20 protein-coding genes are annotated in these 22,259 nt (G+C 58.2%); 7 read left to right on the top strand and 13 right to left on the bottom strand.

The features are described 5' to 3' along the window. Positions 1–165: 165 nt before the first annotated feature. Positions 166–816: a 23S rRNA (uridine(2552)-2'-O)-methyltransferase RlmE gene (rlmE, locus tag AACY08_RS24460; protein WP_034117848.1), complete on the bottom strand. Its 651-nt coding sequence runs from the start codon at positions 814–816 to the stop codon at positions 166–168. A gap of 105 nt (positions 817–921) precedes the next feature. On the opposite strand from rlmE, the gene AACY08_RS24455 reads away from it, so the two are divergent. Continuing rightward, positions 922–1,230 (top strand): YhbY family RNA-binding protein, encoded by a 309-nt coding sequence (locus AACY08_RS24455; RefSeq protein ID WP_017139256.1) that lies wholly within the window; start codon positions 922–924, stop codon positions 1,228–1,230. Between the two features lie 9 nt (positions 1,231–1,239). Here the strand turns inward: AACY08_RS24455 and AACY08_RS24450 are convergent, their stop codons facing one another. From AACY08_RS24450 to grpE, 8 genes are all read right to left on the bottom strand, one after another. Beyond that, positions 1,240–1,644 carry an MFS transporter gene (locus AACY08_RS24450; RefSeq protein ID WP_339471736.1) on the bottom strand — a complete coding sequence of 135 codons (405 nt, stop codon included), beginning with the start codon at positions 1,642–1,644 and terminating at the stop codon, positions 1,240–1,242. A gap of 28 nt (positions 1,645–1,672) precedes the next feature. Further along, positions 1,673–2,149: a transcription elongation factor GreA gene (gene greA / locus AACY08_RS24445; protein WP_049711485.1), complete on the bottom strand. Its 477-nt coding sequence runs from the start codon at positions 2,147–2,149 to the stop codon at positions 1,673–1,675. Next, on the bottom strand, positions 2,146–5,367 hold the full coding sequence (gene carB, locus AACY08_RS24440) for a carbamoyl-phosphate synthase large subunit (protein WP_339471735.1): 3,222 nt from the start codon (positions 5,365–5,367) through the stop codon (positions 2,146–2,148). Before carB ends, greA begins: the two co-directional genes overlap by 4 nt. A gap of 105 nt (positions 5,368–5,472) precedes the next feature. Further along, positions 5,473–6,609 (bottom strand): glutamine-hydrolyzing carbamoyl-phosphate synthase small subunit, encoded by a 1,137-nt coding sequence (carA, locus tag AACY08_RS24435; protein WP_065881648.1) that lies wholly within the window; start codon positions 6,607–6,609, stop codon positions 5,473–5,475. Positions 6,610–6,866: 257 nt separating this feature from the next. Next, a complete protein-coding gene (gene dapB, locus AACY08_RS24430) occupies positions 6,867–7,673 on the bottom strand; it encodes a 4-hydroxy-tetrahydrodipicolinate reductase (protein ID WP_339420284.1) in 807 nt (268 codons plus the stop codon). 10 nt (positions 7,674–7,683) lie between these two features. Next, complete coding sequence (gene dnaJ, locus AACY08_RS24425; protein WP_339471732.1) at positions 7,684–8,808, bottom strand: molecular chaperone DnaJ; 1,125 nt, start codon at positions 8,806–8,808, stop codon at positions 7,684–7,686. Positions 8,809–9,125: 317 nt separating this feature from the next. Further along, on the bottom strand, positions 9,126–11,042 hold the full coding sequence (gene dnaK, locus AACY08_RS24420; protein ID WP_339471730.1) for a molecular chaperone DnaK: 1,917 nt from the start codon (positions 11,040–11,042) through the stop codon (positions 9,126–9,128). A 102-nt stretch (positions 11,043–11,144) separates the two neighbouring features. Beyond that, positions 11,145–11,705: a nucleotide exchange factor GrpE gene (gene grpE, locus AACY08_RS24415; RefSeq protein ID WP_339471728.1), complete on the bottom strand. Its 561-nt coding sequence runs from the start codon at positions 11,703–11,705 to the stop codon at positions 11,145–11,147. A gap of 254 nt (positions 11,706–11,959) precedes the next feature. Between grpE and recN the strand changes: the two genes are divergently transcribed. Next, positions 11,960–13,633, top strand: a complete 1,674-nt coding sequence (gene recN / locus AACY08_RS24410; RefSeq protein ID WP_339420278.1) for a DNA repair protein RecN — start codon at positions 11,960–11,962, stop codon at positions 13,631–13,633. 86 nt (positions 13,634–13,719) lie between these two features. Here the strand turns inward: recN and fur are convergent, their stop codons facing one another. Next, positions 13,720–14,124 (bottom strand): ferric iron uptake transcriptional regulator, encoded by a 405-nt coding sequence (fur, locus tag AACY08_RS24405; RefSeq protein ID WP_003194220.1) that lies wholly within the window; start codon positions 14,122–14,124, stop codon positions 13,720–13,722. Positions 14,125–14,222: 98 nt separating this feature from the next. Here fur and AACY08_RS24400 point away from each other — a divergent pair, with 98 nt between their 5' ends. Then, complete coding sequence (locus AACY08_RS24400; protein ID WP_339471726.1) at positions 14,223–14,750, top strand: outer membrane protein assembly factor BamE; 528 nt, start codon at positions 14,223–14,225, stop codon at positions 14,748–14,750. Positions 14,751–14,813: 63 nt separating this feature from the next. Here AACY08_RS24400 and AACY08_RS24395 read toward each other — a convergent pair whose 3' ends face one another. After that, positions 14,814–15,116 (bottom strand): RnfH family protein, encoded by a 303-nt coding sequence (locus tag AACY08_RS24395; protein WP_339471725.1) that lies wholly within the window; start codon positions 15,114–15,116, stop codon positions 14,814–14,816. Then, positions 15,109–15,543: a type II toxin-antitoxin system RatA family toxin gene (locus AACY08_RS24390; protein ID WP_339471724.1), complete on the bottom strand. Its 435-nt coding sequence runs from the start codon at positions 15,541–15,543 to the stop codon at positions 15,109–15,111. Before AACY08_RS24390 ends, AACY08_RS24395 begins: the two co-directional genes overlap by 8 nt. A 168-nt stretch (positions 15,544–15,711) precedes the next feature. Between AACY08_RS24390 and smpB the strand changes: the two genes are divergently transcribed. Beyond that, complete coding sequence (smpB, locus tag AACY08_RS24385; protein ID WP_049711476.1) at positions 15,712–16,194, top strand: SsrA-binding protein SmpB; 483 nt, start codon at positions 15,712–15,714, stop codon at positions 16,192–16,194. Positions 16,195–16,230: 36 nt separating this feature from the next. Here the strand turns inward: smpB and AACY08_RS24380 are convergent, their stop codons facing one another. Next, positions 16,231–16,998, bottom strand: coding sequence for an FCD domain-containing protein (locus tag AACY08_RS24380; protein WP_028617983.1), 768 nt, complete (start codon positions 16,996–16,998; stop codon positions 16,231–16,233). A gap of 251 nt (positions 16,999–17,249) precedes the next feature. Between AACY08_RS24380 and AACY08_RS24375 the strand changes: the two genes are divergently transcribed. The 3 genes from AACY08_RS24375 (at position 17,250) to AACY08_RS24365 (ending at position 22,254) form a co-directional block, all read left to right on the top strand. Next, on the top strand, positions 17,250–18,944 hold the full coding sequence (locus AACY08_RS24375) for a lactate permease LctP family transporter (protein WP_339471722.1): 1,695 nt from the start codon (positions 17,250–17,252) through the stop codon (positions 18,942–18,944). A gap of 70 nt (positions 18,945–19,014) precedes the next feature. Beyond that, a complete protein-coding gene (locus AACY08_RS24370) occupies positions 19,015–21,876 on the top strand; it encodes an FAD-binding and (Fe-S)-binding domain-containing protein (RefSeq protein WP_339471721.1) in 2,862 nt (953 codons plus the stop codon). 99 nt (positions 21,877–21,975) lie between these two features. Further along, positions 21,976–22,254, top strand: coding sequence for a hypothetical protein (locus AACY08_RS24365; RefSeq protein WP_033898249.1), 279 nt, complete (start codon positions 21,976–21,978; stop codon positions 22,252–22,254). Positions 22,255–22,259: the final 5 nt, after the last annotated feature.

The raw sequence follows: 22,259 nt of genomic DNA, 5'->3' as shown, positions 1-22,259 counted from the left end.
CTACTGGCGCGCGCTTCGCATGATATTCACCGGCCTAACTTACTACATTACCTACAACTCTGGCAGGCGCCGTCTGTAACCCTTTGTGAAACTTTGACTACACAATATTCGTAAAGCTTCGTGACGAAAGCGATATAAAAAAACCTATCGCCCTCCTCCAAATCCTCAAAAACGCTCTTCGCTCGCAGCGCCTTCAACACCGCGGAAGCCGCGGCACAACAGATACTGCTCCCGAGACCTGTCCCGGGAAGAGTCAGGCTTGCGCGTCTGCACCTTATCGAACAACTTGCGGATGTTCTTGTGGTACTCGTCAAACCCTTCGCCCTGGAAGACCTTCACCAGAAAGTCACCACCAGGACGCAACACCCGACCCGCCAAATCCAGGGCCAGCTCACACAGGAACATGGCTCGCGGCATATCGACGGCCGGTAATCCACTCATATTGGGGGCCATGTCGGAAATCACAAGGTCTACCTGCGAATTTCCCACAGCCTCAAGGATCTCGGCGAGCACGGCGTCCTGGGTGAAGTCCCCATGAACAAAGGTCACATCCGGGATACTGTCCATTTCCAGGATGTCGGAAGCGATCAAGCGACCTTGACCACCAATCAGACGACTGGTCACCTGCGACCACCCACCCGGCGCCGCGCCAAGGTCGATAACGCTCATGCCTGGACGGATCAGCTTGTCCTTGTCCTGGATCTCCAGCAGCTTGTAACTGGCCCGTGAACGGTAGCCGTCCTTTTGCGCCTTTTTGACGTAAGGGTCGTTGAAATGCTCTTGCAGCCACTTAAGGCTAGTTTTGGAACGGGCCACGGGCCACCTCGAAAATAAAACGGGTCGTGATTAACTGGGCGGTCCCGGACTCGCTCGGGTAAACTGGCCGCCGCTTTTTACAAGATCAGACGCAGGGGTCAGATTATGCCGCTCACTCAAGAGCAGAAGAAACAGTACAAATCCATTGGCCACCATCTGAAACCAGTTCTGATTGTGGCAGACAACGGTTTGACTGAAGGTGTGCTAGCCGAACTTGAACGCGCATTGGGCGATCACGAACTGATCAAGATCAAGGTCAACATCCTTGACCGCGAAGCACGCCTGGCCGCCATTGCAGAACTGTGCAAGGTGGGCAAAGCGGACCTGGTTCAGGTCATCGGCAAGATGGCGCTGCTGTATCGCAAGAACTTCAGCGTCAACAAGCAACTGTCGAACGTTCATCGTTTCAAATGATATCAAGGGTTACGGGCGTGCTTCGCGCGCCCCGCCACTCCATCCCGGTGCCGGCTGTATAACCAGCACCAGACCGGAGAACCCTAGCACAAGATAGCTGAACAGCTGCCAGCGCAACGCTTCCGGCAGCCACACATGCACCACGCAAAACATTGCGCACGCATACAGCGCCATCAACAGCAGTTGGCCGCGAATATCCCGCCATAAACTCCCCAAGCCTTCGGCCTTGACCAGCACCAATGCCTGGAGCGTCACGCACGCCGCCGCGAAACCCACCAGCAACGCACTGAGCAATCCATCGATTTCATCGATCAGCAACGGTGCCAGGCCAATCAGGCCCAGCGCCGGTAACACACCGATGTGCAACAACCACAGGCCGCCTACCCAAAGCATCTGGGAGAGCTGCCAAAGCATGGCGCCCGCATAGAGCGGGCGCCGTCTTTCAGATGTGACGAACTTCAACAATCTCGTACTCGATCACGCCGCTTGGCGTTTTCACAGCCACTACATCACCCTCTTCCTTGGCAATCAAGGCGCGGGCAAGCGGAGAACCAACGGAGATCTTGCCGAGTTTGAAGTCAGCTTCGTCTTCGCCCACGATGTGGTAGACGACGCGCTCATCCGTCTCGACGTTGGCGATTTCCACGGTGGTGCCGAAAATCACCTTGCCGGTATGTGGAATGGTCGTCACATCGATGATTACCGCATTCTGCATACGGCCTTCGATGTCACGGATCCGCGCCTCGACCATACCTTGCTGCTCGCGAGCAGCGTGGTATTCGGCATTTTCCTTCAAGTCACCCAGCTCGCGAGCGGTGCCGATATCCTGGCTCAGCTTCGGGCGGACGACTTTGGTCAGATGGGCGTGTTCCTCTTCCAGGGCCTTGGCGCCCTGGACGGTCATTGGGTATTTGGTCATGCCTTCAATCCTGCGTGTAGATCTTGCAAGCGACGCACGGTCTTTTCCGGACCGAACTTGAGCGCTTCACAGATGGCTTCGCCAGCAGCAATGGTGGTGGTGCAGTAGATCTTGTGCTGCAAAGCGTTACGACGAATGGAATAGGAGTCCGCGATCGACTGGCGACCTTCGGTGGTGTTGATGATCAGGGTGACTTCGTCATTCTTGATCATGTCGACCACGTGCGGACGGCCTTCCGTCACTTTGTTCACGCGACGCACTTTCAGGCCGGCGGCTTCGATCAGCTTGGCGGTCCCGGCGGTGGCCACGACCTCGAAGCCCAAGTTGATCAAATCACGGGCCACGCCCGCAACGAGCGGCTTATCGTCATCGCGCACGCTGATGAACGCAGTACCGCCGGTCGGCAGCACTTCGCTGGCACCCATTTGGGCTTTAGCAAACGCCTCGCCGAAGGTATCGCCCACGCCCATCACTTCACCGGTGGACTTCATCTCTGGGCCCAGGATCGGGTCCACACCAGGGAATTTGGCGAATGGGAACACCGCCTCCTTCACGCTGTAGAAGTTCGGAATGATCTCCTTGGTGAAGCCGATTTCCTTCAGGGTCTTACCGGCCATCACACGGGCAGCGATCATAGCCAGGGACACACCGATGCACTTGGAAACAAACGGTACAGTACGCGAAGCGCGCGGGTTGACTTCGATGACGTAGATGTCTTCGCCTTGCAGCGCCAACTGTACGTTCATCAGGCCGACCACGCCCAGTTCCAGGGCCATTTTCTTGACCTGTTCGCGCATCTCGTCCTGGATGTGCGCCGGCAGCGAGTACGGCGGCAGCGAGCAAGCGGAGTCACCGGAGTGAACGCCAGCCTGTTCGATGTGCTGCATGATCGCGCCGATCACTACGTCGGTGCCGTCGCAGACTGCGTCCACATCCATTTCGATGGCGCAGTTGAGGAAGTGGTCGAGCAGCACCGGGCTGTCGTTGGACACTTTCACTGCATCACGCAGGTAGCGCTTGAGCTCTTCTTCTTCGTAGACAATTTCCATCGCACGACCGCCCAACACGTAGGACGGACGCACCACCAGCGGGTAGCCGATCTTGCTGGCTGCGCGAATGGCTTCATCTTCGCTGCGCACGGTGGCGTTTGGCGGCTGACGCAGGTTCAGGCGCTCAACCATTTGCTGGAAGCGCTCGCGGTCTTCGGCACGGTCGATGGCGTCCGGGCTGGTGCCGATGATTGGCACGCCGGCCTCTTCCAGGGCACGCGCCAGTTTCAGCGGGGTCTGGCCGCCGTACTGGACGATTACACCCTTAGGCTTCTCAACCCGGCAGATTTCCAGCACGTCTTCCAGGGTCACGGGCTCGAAGTACAAGCGATCGGAAGTGTCGTAGTCGGTGGAAACAGTTTCTGGGTTGCAGTTGACCATGATGGTCTCGTAACCGTCTTCGCGTAGGGCCAGTGCCGCGTGTACGCAGCAGTAGTCGAACTCGATACCCTGGCCGATACGGTTTGGACCGCCGCCGAGGATCATGATCTTGTCGCGGCCCGAAGGCGCGGCTTCGCACTCTTCCTCGTAAGTCGAGTACATGTAGGCGGTGTCGGTGGCGAATTCAGCCGCGCAGGTGTCAACGCGCTTGTAGACCGGGAAGATCTCCAGCTTGTGACGGTGACGACGCAGCGCTTTCTCGGTCACGCCAAGCAGCTTGGCCAGACGCATGTCGGAGAAGCCTTTGCGCTTGAGCTTGAACATCAAGTCGCGGTCGATGCTGGCCAGACCCAGGGTTTTGACCTTCTCTTCGTCCTTGATCAGGTCTTCGATCTGCACCAGGAACCACGGGTCGATCATGTTCATGCCGAAGATGTCTTCGACCGACAGACCGGCGCGGAAGGCGTCAGCCACGTACCAGATGCGCTCGGCACCCGGCACGGTCAATTCGCGCTTGAGGATGCTCATGCTTTCCGGATTGCTCAGGTCGAGCTTTTCGTCCAGGCCGCAAACGCCCACTTCCAAACCGCGCAAAGCTTTCTGCAGGGATTCCTGGAAAGTCCGGCCGATAGCCATGACCTCACCCACCGACTTCATTTGAGTGGTCAGGCGTGCGTCCGCTTTCGGGAATTTCTCAAAGGCGAAGCGTGGCAGCTTGGTCACGACGTAGTCGATCGACGGTTCGAAGGACGCTGGAGTAGCGCCGCCGGTGATTTCGTTCTGCAGTTCGTCAAGGGTATAGCCGATCGCCAACTTGGCAGCGATACGCGCAATCGGGAAACCGGTGGCTTTCGAGGCCAGGGCCGAGGAACGGGATACCCGCGGGTTCATCTCGATGACGACCATGCGACCCGTGTCCGGGCAGATGCCGAACTGGACGTTGGAGCCGCCGGTTTCCACGCCGATCTCGCGCAGTACCGCCAGGGAGGCGTTACGCATGATCTGGTATTCCTTGTCCGTCAGGGTCTGTGCCGGCGCAACAGTGATCGAGTCACCGGTGTGCACACCCATCGGGTCAAAGTTTTCGATGGAGCAGACGATGATGCAGTTGTCCTTCTTATCGCGGACAACCTCCATCTCATACTCTTTCCAGCCGATCAGGGATTCGTCGATCAGCAGCTCTTTGGTCGGCGACAGGTCCAGGCCACGGGCGCAGATTTCTTCGAACTCTTCACGGTTGTAAGCGATACCGCCGCCGGTGCCACCCATGGTGAAGGACGGACGGATGATGCACGGGAAGCCCAGCTTCTCGAGCACTGCGTTGGCTTCTTCCATGCTGTGGGCGATGCCCGAGCGCGGGCAGTCCAGGCCGATGGATTTCATTGCCTTGTCAAAGCGCGAACGGTCTTCTGCTTTGTCGATGGTGTCGGCATTCGCGCCGATCATCTCTACGCCGAACTTTTCCAGGACGCCCTCGCGCTCCAGGTCCAGTGCGCAGTTCAGAGCAGTCTGGCCGCCCATGGTCGGCAGCAGCGCGTCCGGACGCTCTTTCTCGATGATCTTGGCAACGGTCTGCCACTTGATCGGCTCGATATAGGTGGCGTCGGCCATGTCCGGGTCGGTCATGATGGTGGCCGGGTTGGAGTTCACCAGGATGACGCGGTAGCCCTCCTCGCGCAGGGCTTTACAGGCCTGGGCGCCGGAGTAGTCGAATTCGCAGGCCTGGCCGATCACGATCGGGCCAGCGCCGAGAATCAGGATGCTTTTTATGTCTGTACGTTTTGGCATGGGTTTGTCACTCAAATCCGCAGGTCAGTCGGCAAGCCGTCTTGAACAATCTTTAGAGAGCCTGCAGGGGCCGCCGGAGTTAGGGGCCGCCCGCAGACCGCTCAGTTAGCGTCGCTTGGCCATCTCATTGATGAAACGGTCGAACAGCGGCGCTACGTCGTTCGGGCCCGGGCTGGCTTCAGGGTGGCCCTGGAAGCTGAACGCGCTCTTGTCAGTGCGCTCGATGCCTTGCAGGGAACCGTCGAACAGCGACTTGTGAATGGCGCGGACATTCGCCGGCAAGGTCGCTTCATCCACCGCAAAACCGTGGTTCTGGCTGGTGATCATCACAACACCGGTGTCCAGGTCCTGTACAGGGTGGTTGGCACCGTGGTGGCCGTGGCCCATTTTCAGGGTCTTGGCGCCGGAAGCCAGTGCCAGCAGCTGGTGGCCGAGGCAGATGCCGAACACCGGAATCTCAGTCTCCAGCACTTCCTTGATGGCCTGGATAGCGTAGTCGCATGGCTCAGGGTCACCCGGGCCGTTGGACAAGAACACGCCGTCTGGCTGCAAGGCCAATACATCGCTGGCCGGAGTTTGCGCCGGCACCACGGTCACGCGGCAACCGCGCTCTACCAACATGCGCAGGATGTTGTATTTGACGCCGTAGTCGTAGGCGACAACGTGGTACGGCAGCTCAGCGGCATCGATAGTCGCGTGACTGTCGGTCTTCAAGTCCCAGACAGTGGAGCGCCACTCGTACTTCTCTTTGACGCTGACGACTTTCGCCAGGTCCATGCCTTTCAGGCCAGGGAAACCTTGCGCTGCGGCAATCGCCGCCTCTTCGGAGATATTGTCACCGACCATGATGCAGCCGTTCTGCGAGCCTTTTTCACGCAGGATGCGCGTCAGGCGGCGCGTATCGATACCCGCGATAGCCACAACGTTGTTGGCTTTCAGGTAGTCGGACAGCGACATCGTGTTACGCCAGTTGCTCGCAACCAGTGGCAGGTCACGAATCACCAGACCAGCCGACCAGACACGATCAGACTCGACATCTTCCGGTGTAGTACCGGTGTTGCCGACGTGCGGATAGGTCAGGGTAACGATCTGTTGGGCGTAGGAAGGATCGGTAAGGATTTCCTGATAGCCGGTCATGGCAGTGTTAAACACCACCTCTCCAACGGTCTGACCGTCGGCTCCAATGGCTTCGCCGCGAAAAATGCTGCCATCAGCAAGGGCGAGTATGGCTGGCTTAGTCAAGAAGACCTCCCGTAAATAAAGCCTGAAAGGGCGATCGCAGGTGTAAAAAAGCGGAGTGACGTATGGACACGTCACCCCGCTCATTCACTGAATTATTCTGCGCGCTTTTAGTGAACACACTAAAGCTGTAGCTTACAGAAAAAGGCTTTTTTGGTCCACCGCTAATGAGCCTAAAAGGCAGGGGAATGCGACAGGACGTCGCTTAGCGGGAAAAACGGGGCCCAAGCATAAGCTTTAAGCCCTGTTTTAGCGACTGATCAGTGCAGATCCAGCACATCGCGCATGTCATAGAGACCTGGCTCGCGCCCTTCCAACCACAGCGCAGCACGTACCGCACCCTTGGCAAAGGTCATCCGACTAGACGCCTTGTGCGTGATTTCCAGGCGCTCGCCTTCAGTGGCGAACAACACGGTGTGATCACCGACCACGTCGCCACCGCGTACAGTCGCAAAGCCGATGGTGTCACGCGCACGCGCACCGGTGTGACCTTCACGCCCGTACACCGCCACTTTCGACAAATCGCGACCCAGCGCATCGGCGATGGCTTCACCCATGCGCAATGCAGTACCCGACGGCGCGTCGATCTTGTGGCGATGATGGGTCTCGATGATCTCGATATCCGCTTCATCACCCAGCACGCGCGCCGCCAGGTCCAGCAATTTGAGCGACAGATTCACACCGACACTGAAGTTCGCCGCGAAGACGACCGGAATATCCTTCCCCGCCTCCACCAGCAACTGCTTCTGCTCAGCCGTCAAACCGGTGGTGCCAATCACCATGGCCTTACCCGCCCTGCGGCAGAACGCGAGGTTTTTCAGCATCACGTCCGGCAGCGTAAAGTCGATCAGTACGTCGAACTCATCAGCCACCTGCTCCAAGTGGCCGGACAGCGAAACACCGATACGCCCCAGAGAAGCCAACTCACCGGCATCCGCACCGATCAACGTGCTACCCGGACGCACAATCGCCGCGGTCAGCCCGGAGGCCGGCGAGCGCTGTTGCACCGCTTCGACCAGCGTCTTGCCCATGCGCCCGGCAGCGCCCATTACGGCTATACGTCGCATATTCAATTCCTTACAGGTCGCCGAAGAAGCGCTTCACGCCATCGAAAAAGCCCGTGGTTTTCGGCGAGTGTGAGTCATCGCCTTCCAGCGAACTGCGGAACTCTTCAAGCAATTCGCGCTGACGACGCCCCAGATTGACCGGCGTTTCAACTGCCACACGGCACATCAGGTCGCCCGCTCCACCACCGCGCACCGGCGCAACGCCTTTGCCACGAATACGGAACTGCTTGCCGGTCTGCGTGCCTTCAGGAATCTTGAGCTTGACCCGTCCGTCCAGCGTCGGGATTTCCAGCTCGCCACCCAAGGCTGCGTCGACAAAGCTGATCGGCACTTCACAGAACAGGTGCTTGCCGTCGCGCTGGAAAATCGAGTGCTCGCGCACATTGATTACAACGTACAGGTCGCCCGTAGGTCCGCCTTGAGCACCCGCCTCACCTTCGCCCGACAGGCGAATGCGGTCACCGGTATCCACGCCAGCCGGCACTTTTACCGACAGCGTCTTGTACTCTTCGACACGTCCTTCGCCGTGGCAGGAATCGCACGGATCAGAAATGATCTTGCCCTGGCCATGACAGCGCGGGCAGGTCTGCTGCACCGAAAAGAAGCCCTGCTGCATACGAACCTGGCCGATACCACCACACGTCGGGCAGGTGATCGGCGAGGAGCCCTTCTTGGCACCCGAACCATCGCACGGCTTGCAGTTGACCAGCGTCGGCACGCGAATGTTGACGGTGGTGCCGCGCACGGCCTCTTCCAGATTCAATTCCAGGGTGTAGCGCAAATCGCTGCCACGCTGGGCGCCGCCACGCTGACCACCCCGGGCACCGCCGAAGAAATCGCTGAATACATCGCCGAAAATGTCGGAGAAGTTCTGACCACCAAAACCGGCACCGCCGCCCCCCATGTTCGGGTCGACACCGGCATGGCCATACTGGTCGTAGGCCGCACGCTTGTTGGGATCAGACAGGCATTCGTAGGCCTCATTGGCCTCTTTGAACATCTCTTCGGATTCTTTGCTATCCGGATTACGGTCCGGGTGATGCTTCATCGCCAGGCGACGGTAGGCCTTCTTCAGGTCCGCCTCGCTGGAGCCGCGTTCCACACCCAACACTTCGTAATAGTCACGCTTTGCCATAAGTCTTTGCACTCTTAAGGACGTTCGGCCAGACCCTCCTGAGCCCCGCCAAACTCGTTGAGCCCCAATACAGGCCCGGACCCAACTCACGTCAATTCAACGATCCTGGTCATTACTACTTTTAGCCAAGGACCCGGCCAAAAATACGGTAGTTATTGCTCGGAAAGCAGGAGCATTCCCGATCACACCGCCAGCACCCGAACGCTGTCGCATGCTGTAAAAATTCGCTTACCCCAGACACGCCAACGCGGGAGCAAGCTCCCGCGCGGCGACATCCTACCAGTCACCGCTTAAAAGCGGTCAACCGGGCGACCAAGTTACTTCTGTTCTTTAACTTCTTCGAACTCGGCATCGACAACATCGTCGTGCTTGGCTTCAGGCTCTGCCTGTTGCGCTGCACCGTCAGCTGGCTGACCTTGTTCGGCATACATTTTCTGTGCAACCGGCGCGGAGACTTTGGACAGCTCCTCGATCTTGGCTTCGATAGCAGCCTTGTCGTCGCCTTTAACGGCGGCTTCCAGGGCAACTACGGCAGCTTCGATCGCGGCCTTCTCTTCAGCACTCACTTTATCGCCAGCATCAGCGACCATTTTGCGCGTCGAGTGAACCAGTGCATCACCCTGGTTGCGGGCGCCAGCCAATTCAGCAAACTTGGCATCCGCATCAGCGTTGGCTTCAGCATCACGAATCATCTGTTGAATTTCTTCATCAGACAGACCGGAGTTGGCCTTGATAGTGATCTTCTGCTCTTTGCCGGTCGCCTTGTCTTTCGCGCCAACGTGCAGGATACCGTTGGCATCGATGTCGAAGGTCACTTCGATCTGTGGCACGCCACGGGGTGCTGGCGGAATCTCAGCCAGGTCGAACTTGCCCAGGGACTTGTTCTGAGCCGCTTGCTTACGCTCACCTTGCAGCACGTGAATGGTCACAGCACCCTGGTTGTCATCGGCAGTCGAGAACACCTGGGATTTCTTGGTAGGAATCGTGGTGTTTTTCTCGATCAGCGCAGTCATCACGCCGCCCATGGTTTCGATACCCAAGGTCAGCGGGCTGACGTCGAGCAGCAGCACGTCTTTCACATCACCGGCCAATACCGCACCTTGGATAGCAGCACCCATGGCAACTGCTTCGTCAGGGTTCACGTCTTTACGCGCTTCCTTGCCGAAGAACTCGGTAACTTTCTGCTGAACCAGTGGCATGCGGGTCTGACCGCCCACCAGGATCACGTCGTTGATGGCGCCAACGTCGATACCGGCATCTTTCAAGGCGATGCGGCAAGGTTCGATGGTGCGCTGAACCAGGTCTTCAACCAGAGCTTCCAACTTGGCGCGAGAAATCTTCACGTTCAAGTGCTTAGGACCGGTGGCATCTGCAGTGATGTACGGCAGGTTAACGTCGGTCGACATGCTCGAGGACAGCTCGATCTTGGCCTTCTCAGCAGCTTCTTTCAGGCGCTGCATGGCCAGCGGGTCACCCTTGAGGTTCATGCCGCTTTCTTTCTTGAATTCGTCAACGAGGTAGTCGATCAGACGAATATCGAAGTCTTCACCGCCCAGGAACGTGTCACCGTTGGTGGCCAACACTTCGAACTGGTGCTCGCCGTCGACTTCAGCGATCTCGATGACCGAAACGTCGAAAGTACCGCCACCCAAGTCATAAACGATCACGGTGTGATCGCCTTTGGCCTTGTCCATACCGTAAGCGAGAGCCGCTGCGGTGGGTTCGTTGATGATGCGTTTTACGTCCAGGCCCGCGATGCGGCCGGCGTCTTTGGTCGCCTGACGCTGGCTGTCGTTGAAGTAGGCCGGAACAGTGATCACCGCCTCAGTCACTGCCTCACCGAGGTAATCTTCGGCAGTCTTTTTCATCTTTTTCAAGACTTCAGCCGAGATCTGCGGTGCAGACATCTTGTTGCCATTTACTTCAACCCAGGCGTCACCGTTGTCAGCCTTGGCGATTTTGTAAGGCACCATCTTGATGTCTTTCTGCACGACTTCTTCATCGAACTTACGACCGATCAGACGCTTCACCGCGTACAGAGTGTTGTGCGGGTTGGTCACAGCCTGGCGCTTGGCCGACTGCCCAACCAGGATCTCGCCATCATTTGCATAAGCAATGATCGACGGCGTAGTACGCGCGCCTTCGGCGTTTTCGATGACTTTAGCTTTGCCGTTTTCCATGACGGAGACACAGGAGTTGGTGGTCCCCAGGTCGATACCGATAATTTTGCCCATGATTTACTCTCCCGAAACTTGAATTTGGATGCCGCAGCAGTGGTGGCTAACTGCGGTAGCACTTAAACGCTTGACTTATAGATGGGGGCCTTACGGCGTATTTCAAGCCTGCTCATCAATAGAAGGCGAAACCGGTGAAGGAGCCTTGCTCACCACAACCATCGCCGGGCGCAGCAAGCGACCGTTGAGCTGATATCCCTTCTGGAACACTTTCAACACGCTATTAGGCTCCAGGTCATGGCTTTCCTGCATGGCCATGGCTTGGTGGTGTTCAGCGTTGAACGGCTCACCACCCATTGGATCGATGGCTTCCAACTGATAACGCTTCAGGGTGTCCTGAAACATTTTCAAGGTCAGCTCGATCCCTTCGCGCATTGGGCGGATGTTTTCGTCGTCCGGGTTGGACAACTCAAGGCCACGCTCCAGGCTGTCAATGATCGGCAGCAAGTCACTGGCGAACTTCTCCAGTGCGAATTTGTGAGCCTTTTCTACATCCTGCTCGGCACGGCGGCGGACGTTCTGCAGATCGGCGGCAACACGCAAAGACTGGTCCTGCGCAGCAGCCAATTGCTCTTCGAGCACTTGCACACGAGTTGCCAGCTCATCGCCGACAGCCGAATTGGCGTCTGGAGTTTGCGTATCCTGCGTCTGTTCGTCAGCCATAGTTTTCTCCTTTCAAAATCATGCGCGAACTCAACTCGCGCTTCTGTTCCGGTATATGGGGCCACAATTTCCAGGTTCAAGGGCGAAGGCGTTACCAAAAGTCTTTCGACTGACCTTCATCAATTCCTGCCCGCTAATTCCTGGCAGCACTTAAAAAGACGTTGACTCAAGCAAATCGAGCTAAGCGTCAGGATTGTCAGCGCCAAAGAAAACACTGTATAAATAACCAGACCTAAAGCCTGGGAGCGGCCAACATGCTCGTGCACCTGTCCGTACATAACTACGCCATCGTTGAACACCTGGATCTTGAATTGGATCGCGGGATGAGCGTAATCACAGGCGAAACCGGCGCCGGCAAGTCGATCATGCTAGACGCCCTGGGCCTGACCCTGGGTGATCGCGCCGACAGCGGCGTGGTTCGCCCCGGTGCGGACAAGGCCGACATCCTGGCCACCTTCGACCTGGCAGACATACCCGAGGCGGAAGTCTGGCTAGCCGAGCGCGACCTAAATAATGAAGGTCCGTGCATCCTGCGTCGGGTCATCACGGCGGAAGGCCGTTCACGTGGCTATATCAACGGCACACCTTGCCCGTTGGGCGACCTTAAAGCCCTGGGCGAGTTGCTGATAGATATCCACAGCCAACACGAACACCAGTCCCTGCTGAAAACCGACACCCATCGCCGCCTACTCGACGAATACGCTGGCGCGACAGACCTTGCCCGCCAGGTGCAACTTGCCGCTCAACGCTGGCGCCAGACTCGCCAAGAGCTGGAGCGGCTCTCCAATTCCGGCGATGAACAACGTGCTCGCCATCAGTTGCTCAGTTATCAACTCGAAGAGCTGGAAAGCCTGGGCCTGGGCGAGACCGAACTAGAGCAGCTTGAGCAAGAACATAAGAACCTCACCAACGCAGAAACCCTGCTGGGTATCTGCCGACAGGTGGTGGAGCAATGTAGCGAGAGCGATTCCGGCAATGTGCTCAACGCACTGACTGCCAGCCTCAATCGCTTGTCGAGCGTGAACAACGCTTCCGGGTCGCTAAGTGAGGCCACCACCCTGCTCACCAGTGCACAGATTCAAGTAGAAGAAGCGGTAGGCGAACTGAACCGTTTCCTGGATCACTTCGATGCCGACCCGGCACGCCTGCAGGACATAGAAGAACGCCTGGACACCATTTATACCCTGGCGCGCAAACATCGAATCCAGCCCACCGAAGTAGTGACGATGCAGCAGAAGCTACTGGATGAAATCGAGACCCTGAACGCCAACGATGAATCTATCGAGCGCCTGGGTGACGAGCTCGCTTCTTTCGCCCGTCATTACCAAGAGAAAGCGCGCGAACTGAGCGACCTGCGTCAACAAGCAGCCACTGGCCTGGCCAGCGCAGTGGAGTTGGAAATCCAGCGCCTGGGTATGCCGGGCGGACGCTTCACCATTGAATTGCGCACCAACGCCAGCAACGAACTGCAGCCCCACGGCCTGGAACAGGTGGAACTACTGGTCAGCGCCAACCCTGGACAGCCGCTCAAAGCACTGGCAAAAGTGGCATCTGGTGGCGAGCTGTCGAGGATCAGCCTGGCGATCCAGGTAATTACCGCGCAAACCTCTCGGGTGCCGACCCTGGTATTCGATGAAGTCGATGTGGGTATTGGCGGACCGACGGCGGAAATTGTTGGCCAGTTGCTGCGGCGCCTGGGAGATCGAGGCCAAGTGCTAACGGTGACTCACTTGCCGCAAGTCGCGGCCCAAGGGCATCAGCATTTGTTTGTGCATAAGGTACGCGGCAGTGATGCAACACACACAGCCGTGTCCAAGCTGAATAAGTCGGAGCGCGTGGAAGAAGTCGCGCGCATGCTCGGTGGCATCGATTTGACCAAGGAGTCTTTGGCGCACGCGAAGAAGATGGTCGTGGCGGCGAAGGCCTAAGCGGACAATTTTCTCTATTATAGAAAGCACGAAGGCGACCCTAAGGTCGCCTTCGATCGTTTTGCAACGTCAATCTGCAGCGCTTGTTACTTTTTCTTACGGATGTACAGGACCAGATTATGGTCAACCAAATCGAAGCCATGCTCCTCAGCAATCTTATGCTGCAGGGCTTCGATCTCCGGGCTGGTGAACTCGATAACCTCATTGGTATCCAGGTCAACCATGTGGTCATGATGCCCACCGTCAGCCAATTCGAACACCGCATGACCGCCGTCGAAATTATGACGAACCACCAGCCCTGCGGCCTCAAACTGGGTCAGCACACGGTAAACCGTGGCCAGGCCAACGTCCTCGTTAGACTCCATCAGCGCCTTGTAGACATCCTCGGCACTCATGTGGCGCTGCTCAGCAGAATCGAGCATTTGTAGAATCTTGACTCGTGGCAGAGTCACTTTAAGACCGGCTTTGCGTAGTTCGCTATTTTCAACCATGGTTAGCTTTCTCGCGGATGCTGCTTCGCAGCTTCTCTTAATACGGGTATGATCGGCGTTTACGTTGTCCCAGCCAAGATAGTGGAAGTCGCCCACCGATGCAAAACACCAAGCTCTTGCTAACCAGTTTCACCTTTGTGGGACTGCTCGCACTCGCCGGTTGTTCATTCCCCGGGGTTTACAAAATCGACATCCAGCAGGGCAATGTCGTCACGCAGGACATGATAGACCAGTTACGCCCCGGAATGACCCGACGGCAAGTACGGTTTATTATGGGTAACCCCCTGCTGACCGACACTTTCCACGCCGATCGCTGGGATTATCTCTACAGCCTGCAGCCAGGTGGCGGTGAACGCCAGCAGGAGCGCGTCAGTGTCATCTTCAATGGCAATGACCAGCTTGTCAGCCTGTCCGGCGACTTCATGCCTGGCGTAAGCCGTGATGAAGCCCTGCTCGGCAAGGATAACGGCACTAACGTGACCGCACCTGCGCAGGAAGGCGAGAAGCCGAAGTCTGAAGTACCGGCTAAGCCTGGATCTTTGCTCGACAAGATCCAGAAAGACATCGACGGCGTGGAAACTGTTCCCGTCCCGACGCCGCAGCCTCTGGACACCAGCCCGCAGTAAGTTTGCGGCGCCCAACAAAAAGCCCGGCATGCCGGGCTTTTTGTTGCCTGCCATTTGGAGGGCTTACGAGCCCTGCTGCTTGGCCAAAGCAGCCTTGGCTGCGCGCAGCCGGCGCACCTCTTTCGGGTCCGCCAGCAGCGGCCGGTAAATCTCAATACGATCACCCGCCTGCACGGCATGCACTTGCGCGTTCGCGACCACCTTGCCGAATATCCCCAAAGGGCAGTCAGCCAGATCCAGCTCTGGAAAGTGCACAGCAATACCTGACGCCTGAACCGCCGAGCGCACGCTGGTGCCTGCTGGCACCCTCACCACCAGCAAAACCTGGCGATCCATGGCGGCATATACCACCTCAATCTCAACCATGCAGTTGCTTGGCTCGCTGACAGAACGCATCCACCAACGTATTGGCCGCCTGGTTGAATAAAGGCCCCAACGTCGCACGCACGACAGGACCGGCGTAATCAAAGGAAAGATCGAGGCTTATTTTGCAGGCCTTATCGGTCAGCGCCTTGAATACCCAGACGCCATGCAACTGGGTAAACGGCCCTTCCTGCAACTTCATTTCGATGGATTTCCCGGGCACCAGCGCATTACGCGTTACAAAGTGCTGACTGAGGCCGCCCTTCGCGACCCCAACGCTGGCGACCATGTACTCATCGCTGCCCTCCAGCACTTCGGCTGTCGAGCACCACGGCAAGAATTCCGGGTAACGCGCCACGTCGTTGACCAGGTCATAAAGCGCTTGTGCCGGATAAGGCAGCAGCGCCGAACGTTGAATATGCGTCGTCATGTGTGCGTTATTTCCACAGCTGAGCGGCAAACATCGCGAAAGAACAGACCGATCCGCGAAAGAAAAAAACAAGAGAACTGCCCGCATTGTCCGGGATTCGTCCAACACGCTCAAGCACGCAGGTTGACCGTAGCCGATACGCTCGCAACTCCCTATAATGCCGCCCCTATGGCTAAACAAAAGAAACACCCCACAGGGACCATCGCGCAAAATAAAAAGGCGCGACACGATTACTTCATCGAGCATCGGTTCGAGGCTGGTCTGGTCCTGGCCGGCTGGGAAGTAAAGAGTCTGCGTGCCAGCAAGCTGCAACTGGTCGACAGTTATGTGCTGCTCAAGGATGGCGAGGCGTGGCTGCTAGGCAGTCATATCACCCCGCTGACCACCGCGAGCACCCATGTGATTGCCGACCCGGTACGCACGCGCAAACTGTTGCTCAACGCTCGCGAACTGGAAAAGCTCGCCTCCGCCGTACAGCAGAAGGGCTACGCCTGCATCTGCTTGTCCTGGTACTGGAGCAAGCACCTGGTCAAGTGCGAGATCGCCTTGGGCAAAGGCAAGAAGGAATACGACAAGCGTGATACCGAACGCGAGCGCGATTCCAATCGCGAGCTGCATCGCGCTGTGCGTAACAAGGGCAAGGAAGACTGACCCTTGCTGCGAAGTAGCCTTGGGAGCTCCCCTCGGCTACATCCCCTTGCGCCGCTCCGCACGCGCCACACGCTGAACCTCCTGACGCACCTCTTCCAACACTTCCTGCACATACAGCAGGTGACGTGTGGAAACTTCTCGCGCCTGCTCGGCCCGCCCCTCGATGATTGCCAGGTACAGATCCCGGTGCTGACTGATCAGCATGTCGCGGGTTTCCGTACGCTGCTGGTACATGCCACCGATGTTGGTCACCACGTTGCGCTTGAGCAGGTCGAACAGCCCGCGAATGGTGTGCAGCAAAACCGCGTTGTGGCTGGCCTCGGCGATAGCCAAGTGAAACCGCGCATCCGCCGCCCCCTCTTCCGCACGACTTACTTCATCGGAACGGGTGTAGCAATCCTGTAGCGCTTCGAAAGCCGCCGTAAGACGCTCACGATCGACTTCGGTGGCGCGCAGCGCTGCGTAATAGGCACAAGATGCCTCAAGGGTCTGGCGAAACTCCAACAGATCACGCTGAGCTTCGGGATTGTTTTCCAGCAGGTGCAGCAGCGGATCACTGAAAGTAGAACCCAATGACTCAGCCACGTAGTTCCCCCCGCCCTGGCGGCTGACGAGCAAGCCTTTGGCAGACAATTTCTGGATTGCCTCCCGCAAGGAAGGGCGCGACACACCAAATTGCTCAGCCAAGGCGCGCTCGGCCGGCAAGCGCTCGCCGGACTTTAGCGTGCCCTCAAGGATCATGCCCTCAAGCTGCTCGACGATATCGTCAGACAAACGGCGCTGACGCACCTGATCAAACCCCATAACTCACTCTCCACCATCCCGACCACTCGCCGGGGCCTCTATTCTGGCCTATCGCAGCGCTTGCAGCACCTATCAGAACGCGCTCGTTTCAACCGATCAGAACGACCTGCCCGCGGACCTACGACCAAAGTTTCGCGAGCGGCAAATTGACACACGCCTGCCAAGGCTTTTACTCTAGCCAACAGCGACTGTAAATTGGTATTACCAATTATCCAAGCTGACCAAACAACAACAATCAGGGGCCACCCCATATGCAAACCTGGCAACAGCTCTACAGCCCACTCGGCAGCCTCGGCCTGTCCGCACTGGCGGCGGTTATTCCGATCGTATTCTTCTTCCTGGCCCTGGCCGTGTTCCGCCTCAAAGGTCACGTAGCCGGCAGCATCACCTTGGCGCTGTCGATCCTGGTAGCGATCTTTGCCTTCCAGATGCCGGTGGACATGGCACTGGCCGCCGCCGGTTACGGCTTTGCCTATGGCCTGTGGCCAATCGCCTGGATCATTGTCGCGGCCGTGTTCCTGTACAAACTGACCGTCAAGAGCGGCCAGTTCGAAGTCATTCGCAGCTCAGTCCTATCGATCACCGACGACCAACGCCTGCAAGTGCTGCTGATCGGCTTTTGCTTCGGCGCCTTCCTGGAAGGTGCCGCCGGTTTCGGCGCTCCCGTGGCAATCACCGCGGCACTGCTCGTCGGCCTGGGCTTCAATCCACTGTACGCCGCTGGCCTGTGCCTGATTGCCAACACCGCCCCCGTGGCCTTCGGTGCACTCGGCATCCCGATCATCGTTGCAGGCCAAGTGACCGGCATCGATGCGTTCAAAATCGGCGCCATGACTGGCCGTCAGTTGCCCCTACTGTCGATGTTCGTGCCGTTCTGGCTGGTGTTCATGATGGACGGTTTGCGCGGCGTGCGTGAAACCTGGCCGGCCGCACTGGTAGCGGGCTTGAGCTTTGCCATCACCCAGTACTTCACTTCCAACTTCATCGGCCCGGAACTGCCGGACATCACCTCGGCGCTCGCCAGCTTGATCTCCCTGACCCTGTTCCTGAAAGTCTGGCAACCCAAGCGCACAGCAGGTGCACAGATTGCCGGTGCGACTTCAAGCGCAGCGGTCGTCGCCAGCGCCGGCGGTTTTGGTCTGCCACGCAACACGGTTGTCTCGCCGTACAGCCTGGGGCAAATTTTCAAGGCCTGGTCACCGTTCCTTATTCTGACCGTGCTGGTCACTATCTGGACCCTCAAGCCGTTCAAGGCCATGTTCGCCGCCGGCGGCTCGATGTATAGCTGGGTGTTCAACTTCGCGATCCCGCACCTGGACCAACTGGTGATCAAAGTTGCGCCGATTGTGACCAACCCCACTGCAATTGCGGCAGTGTTCAAGCTGGACCCCATCTCGGCGACCGGCACAGCAATTTTCTTCTCTGCGCTGATCTCAATGCTGGTGCTGAGGATCAATCTAAAAACTGGTCTTACCACTTTAAAAGAGACCTTCTACGAACTGCGCTGGCCAATTCTGTCCATTGGCATGGTGCTAGCCTTCGCTTTTGTCACCAACTACTCCGGCATGTCTTCGACCATGGCGCTGGTATTGGCCGGCACAGGTGCAGCCTTCCCATTCTTCTCGCCATTCCTCGGGTGGTTGGGCGTTTTCCTGACAGGCTCCGACACCTCGTCCAACGCGCTGTTCAGCTCACTGCAAGCCACCACCGCGCATCAGATCGGTGTCAAAGACACGCTGCTGGTCGCCGCGAACACCAGTGGCGGTGTGACCGGCAAAATGATCTCGCCACAATCGATTGCCGTGGCCTGCGCCGCCACGGGGTTGGTGGGCAAGGAATCCGACCTGTTCCGCTTTACCCTCAAGCACAGCCTGTTCTTTGCGACGATCGTCGGGTTGATCACCCTGGCTCAGGCCTACTGGTTCACCGGAATGCTGGTGCATTAAGGTCGGTACGTAATAGGGTAAGAATCGACGCCGGACACCCATTCCGGCGTCTGCTATTTCTGGAGGACCGATGAGCCTGCCTGCTGCTTTTCTGAGCGACGTCGCACAACTGATCCCGAAAGATCGGCGTTTCGACGATCCACTTTCCACCCTCGCTTTCGGCACCGACGCTAGTTTTTACCGACTGATCCCACAGTTGGTGATCCGCGTGGAGTCGGAAGACGAGGTGGTGGCGCTGTTGCAACTCGCCCAACGCGACCGTGTGGCCGTCACCTTCCGCGCAGCCGGCACCAGCCTTTCAGGCCAAGCCATCAGCGACTCAGTGCTGATCGTGCTGGGGGACAATTGGAACGGCCGCGAAATTCGTGGGCAGGGCACCCAAATTCGCCTGCAACCTGGCGTGATCGGCGCCCAGGCCAATGCATGGCTGGCGCCTTTTGGGCGCAAGATCGGGCCGGATCCGGCGTCGATCAATGCCTGCAAGATCGGCGGCATCGTCGCCAACAACGCCAGCGGCATGTGCTGCGGCACAGCGCAGAACACCTATCACACCCTGGCAGGCATCCGCTTGGTACTGGCTGACGGCAGCCGACTGGACACCGAAGACGCGGCCAGCGTGGCGGCGTTTCGCGAACGACACGGCTCGCTGCTGGAACGCCTGGCGACACTGGGCCGCGAGACGCGGGCAAACGCTGAATTGGCGGCAAAAATCCGCCACAAATATCGCCTGAAAAATACCACCGGGCTGTCACTTAATGCCCTGGTGGATTTCGATGAGCCGCTGGATATCCTCAGCCATCTGCTGGTGGGCTCCGAGGGTACGCTTGGATTTATCAGTGCGGTCACCTATGACACGGTGGTCGATCATCCGAACAAAGCCTCGGCCTTGATTGTGTTTCCGGATGTCGAGACCTGCTGCAACGCGGTGACCGTCCTCAAGACCCAACCGGTCTCGGCCGTCGAGCTGTTGGATCGACGCAGCATGCGCTCGGTTCAAGACAAGCCGGGAATGCCCGCCTTCGTACAACATCTATCGGAAAATGCCTGCGCACTGTTGATCGAATCTCGCGCAGCGTCGCCGTCTTTGTTGCATGAGCAATTGGCGCTGATCATGGCCTCCCTGGCCGATTTCCCTGTGGAGAAACAGGTCGATTTCACCGAAGACCCGGTAGAAAATGCGCGCCTGTGGGCCATTCGCAAAGACACCTTTCCCGCCGTCGGCGCCGTACGCAAAACCGGCACCACGGTAATCATCGAAGACGTCACCTTTGCGGTCGAGCAACTGGCAATCGGTGTAAATCGCTTGATCGAACTGTTCGACAAACATCACTACGACGAAGCAATCCTTTTCGGACACGCGCTGGAAGGCAACCTGCACTTCGTGTTCACCCAAGGCTTCAACAGCGCGGAAGAAGTCGCACGCTACCAAGCGTTCATGGACGACGTGGCGCACCTGGTGGCGGTGGAGTTTGGTGGTTCGTTGAAAGCTGAACACGGTACCGGCCGCAACATGGCGCCGTTCGTTGAGTTGGAGTGGGGCAGCGACGCCTATCAATTGATGTGGCAACTCAAACGCCTGCTCGACCCCAATGGCATTCTCAACCCGGACGTGGTGCTCAGCGAAGACCCGCAAATCCACCTCAAACACCTCAAGCCGCTACCCGCCGCCGACGAGCTTGTGGATAAGTGCATCGAATGCGGCTTCTGCGAGCCGGTGTGCCCGTCGAAAGGCCTGACTTTGAGTCCACGCCAACGCATCGTGATCTGGCGCGATATCCAGGCGAAGAAACGAGCGGGCGTCGACACCACCGAGCTAGAAGCCGCCTACCACTATCAAGGCATCGACACCTGCGCCGCCACCGGCCTTTGCGCTCAACGCTGCCCCGTGGGAATCAATACCGGCGACCTGGTAAAAAAACTACGCAGCGGTGACGCCGACCGTACGAAAACGGCCGAATGGCTCGCCACTCATTTCGCCACTGCGCTGCAGGGCGCGCGCTTTACCCTGCATGTCGCCAACGGCGCACGCATGCTGCTGGGCGCACCTCGCCTGGCGAAGCTATCGGCCACCGTCACCAAGCTGTCCAAGGGACAGATTCCGCAGTGGACAAACGCCATGCCGCAGCCGGAGAAAGCCATCCGCTTCAGCCCGGCGGTCACGGACGAGCGGCCACGGGTGGTCTACTTGGCCGCCTGCGTCTCACGCGCCATGGGCCCGGCGGCGGGAGATAAAGAACAGATGTCGTTGTACGACAAAACCCGCGGTCTCTTGGAAAAGGCCGGTTACCAAGTCGTCTTCCCCGACAATCAGGACAACCTGTGCTGCGGCCAGCCCTTTGCCTCCAAAGGCTACGCTGAACAGGCCGAACACAAGCGCCAGGAACTGATCGGCGCCCTGCTCCACGCCAGCCGCGGCGGGCTCGACCCGATTTACTGCGACACCAGCCCGTGCACCTTGCGTCTGGTGCAGGATCTGGCTGAAACACGGCTGGATCTTTACGATCCGGTGCGTTTTATCCGCACTCACCTAATGGATCGCCTCGATTTCACACCACAGGCAGCCCCCATCGCCGTGCACGTCACCTGCAGCACCCAGCATCTGGGAGAGAGCCAGGCGCTGATCGACCTGGCCCGGCGCTGCTCTAACACCGTGGTCATCCCGGAAGGCATTCATTGCTGCGGGTTTGCTGGCGATAAGGGTTTCACCACGCCGGAACTCAACGCCCACTCACTGCGCACCCTCAAGGACGCGGTGCAGCATTGCAGCGAGGGTATCTCCACCAGCCGCACCTGTGAGATCGGCCTGAGCCAGCATGGCGGCATTGATTATCACGGGCTGGTCTACCTGGTGGACCGTGTCACGCAGGCTCGCGCCCACCGAGCCTGCAAAAATGAGCCTGCAAAAAAACAGAACCCCTGCGCGCCGGTGTAGTCATCTGCATAGGCCTCGACAAACGAGGCTCATCACTGATGTCGCTGGCAGCCGTTCAATGCCAGCAGCGTCGAGCCCTTTTGCGCAAGGAGATACCCTATGAAGCGTTCCGCTCTTGCTGGCTTGTTCATTACCGCTGCGATGCTGGCGTCCCCTGCTTTCGCGGCAGGTGATAAAGACCTGTGCCAGATCAACCTGGACAAAATCAACAACGGTAAAGCGCTGCTCGCCACCGACACCAGTGGTAAAAGTGGCGAGATAGACACCGCTGTGTCTTCGGCTAAAGCAGCCCACGCCGCCGGCGATGACAAAAAGTGCATTGAGATCACCTCGAAGGCGCTGCAGGACCTGCAGAACAGCGAAAAAGGCGGCCAATAGGCAGC

Source organism: Pseudomonas sp. EL_65y_Pfl1_R83 (assembly GCF_963970695.1).
GTDB classification, from domain to species: domain Bacteria; phylum Pseudomonadota; class Gammaproteobacteria; order Pseudomonadales; family Pseudomonadaceae; genus Aquipseudomonas; species Aquipseudomonas tritici.
The sequence above is the reverse complement of the archived record's forward strand: the minus strand, read 5'-3'. Positions and strand labels throughout refer to the sequence as shown.

Bases quoted from the DNA above. Each gene is read 5' to 3' on its own strand.
- AACY08_RS24455 (WP_017139256.1), top strand. From the start codon at position 922: ATGCCGCTCACTCAAGAGCAGAAGAAACAGTACAAATCCATTGGCCAC.
- AACY08_RS24450 (WP_339471736.1), bottom strand. From the start codon at position 1,644: ATGCTTTGGCAGCTCTCCCAGATGCTTTGGGTAGGCGGCCTGTGGTTG.
- greA (WP_049711485.1), bottom strand. From the start codon at position 2,149: ATGACCAAATACCCAATGACCGTCCAGGGCGCCAAGGCCCTGGAAGAG.
- carB (WP_339471735.1), bottom strand. From the start codon at position 5,367: ATGCCAAAACGTACAGACATAAAAAGCATCCTGATTCTCGGCGCTGGC.
- dapB (WP_339420284.1), bottom strand. From the start codon at position 7,673: ATGCGACGTATAGCCGTAATGGGCGCTGCCGGGCGCATGGGCAAGACG.
- dnaJ (WP_339471732.1), bottom strand. From the start codon at position 8,808: ATGGCAAAGCGTGACTATTACGAAGTGTTGGGTGTGGAACGCGGCTCC.
- dnaK (WP_339471730.1), bottom strand. From the start codon at position 11,042: ATGGGCAAAATTATCGGTATCGACCTGGGGACCACCAACTCCTGTGTC.
- grpE (WP_339471728.1), bottom strand. From the start codon at position 11,705: ATGGCTGACGAACAGACGCAGGATACGCAAACTCCAGACGCCAATTCG.
- recN (WP_339420278.1), top strand. From the start codon at position 11,960: ATGCTCGTGCACCTGTCCGTACATAACTACGCCATCGTTGAACACCTG.
- fur (WP_003194220.1), bottom strand. From the start codon at position 14,124: ATGGTTGAAAATAGCGAACTACGCAAAGCCGGTCTTAAAGTGACTCTG.
- AACY08_RS24400 (WP_339471726.1), top strand. From the start codon at position 14,223: ATGCAAAACACCAAGCTCTTGCTAACCAGTTTCACCTTTGTGGGACTG.
- AACY08_RS24395 (WP_339471725.1), bottom strand. From the start codon at position 15,116: ATGGTTGAGATTGAGGTGGTATATGCCGCCATGGATCGCCAGGTTTTG.
- AACY08_RS24390 (WP_339471724.1), bottom strand. From the start codon at position 15,543: ATGACGACGCATATTCAACGTTCGGCGCTGCTGCCTTATCCGGCACAA.
- smpB (WP_049711476.1), top strand. From the start codon at position 15,712: ATGGCTAAACAAAAGAAACACCCCACAGGGACCATCGCGCAAAATAAA.
- AACY08_RS24380 (WP_028617983.1), bottom strand. From the start codon at position 16,998: ATGGGGTTTGATCAGGTGCGTCAGCGCCGTTTGTCTGACGATATCGTC.
- AACY08_RS24375 (WP_339471722.1), top strand. From the start codon at position 17,250: ATGCAAACCTGGCAACAGCTCTACAGCCCACTCGGCAGCCTCGGCCTG.
- AACY08_RS24370 (WP_339471721.1), top strand. From the start codon at position 19,015: ATGAGCCTGCCTGCTGCTTTTCTGAGCGACGTCGCACAACTGATCCCG.
- AACY08_RS24365 (WP_033898249.1), top strand. From the start codon at position 21,976: ATGAAGCGTTCCGCTCTTGCTGGCTTGTTCATTACCGCTGCGATGCTG.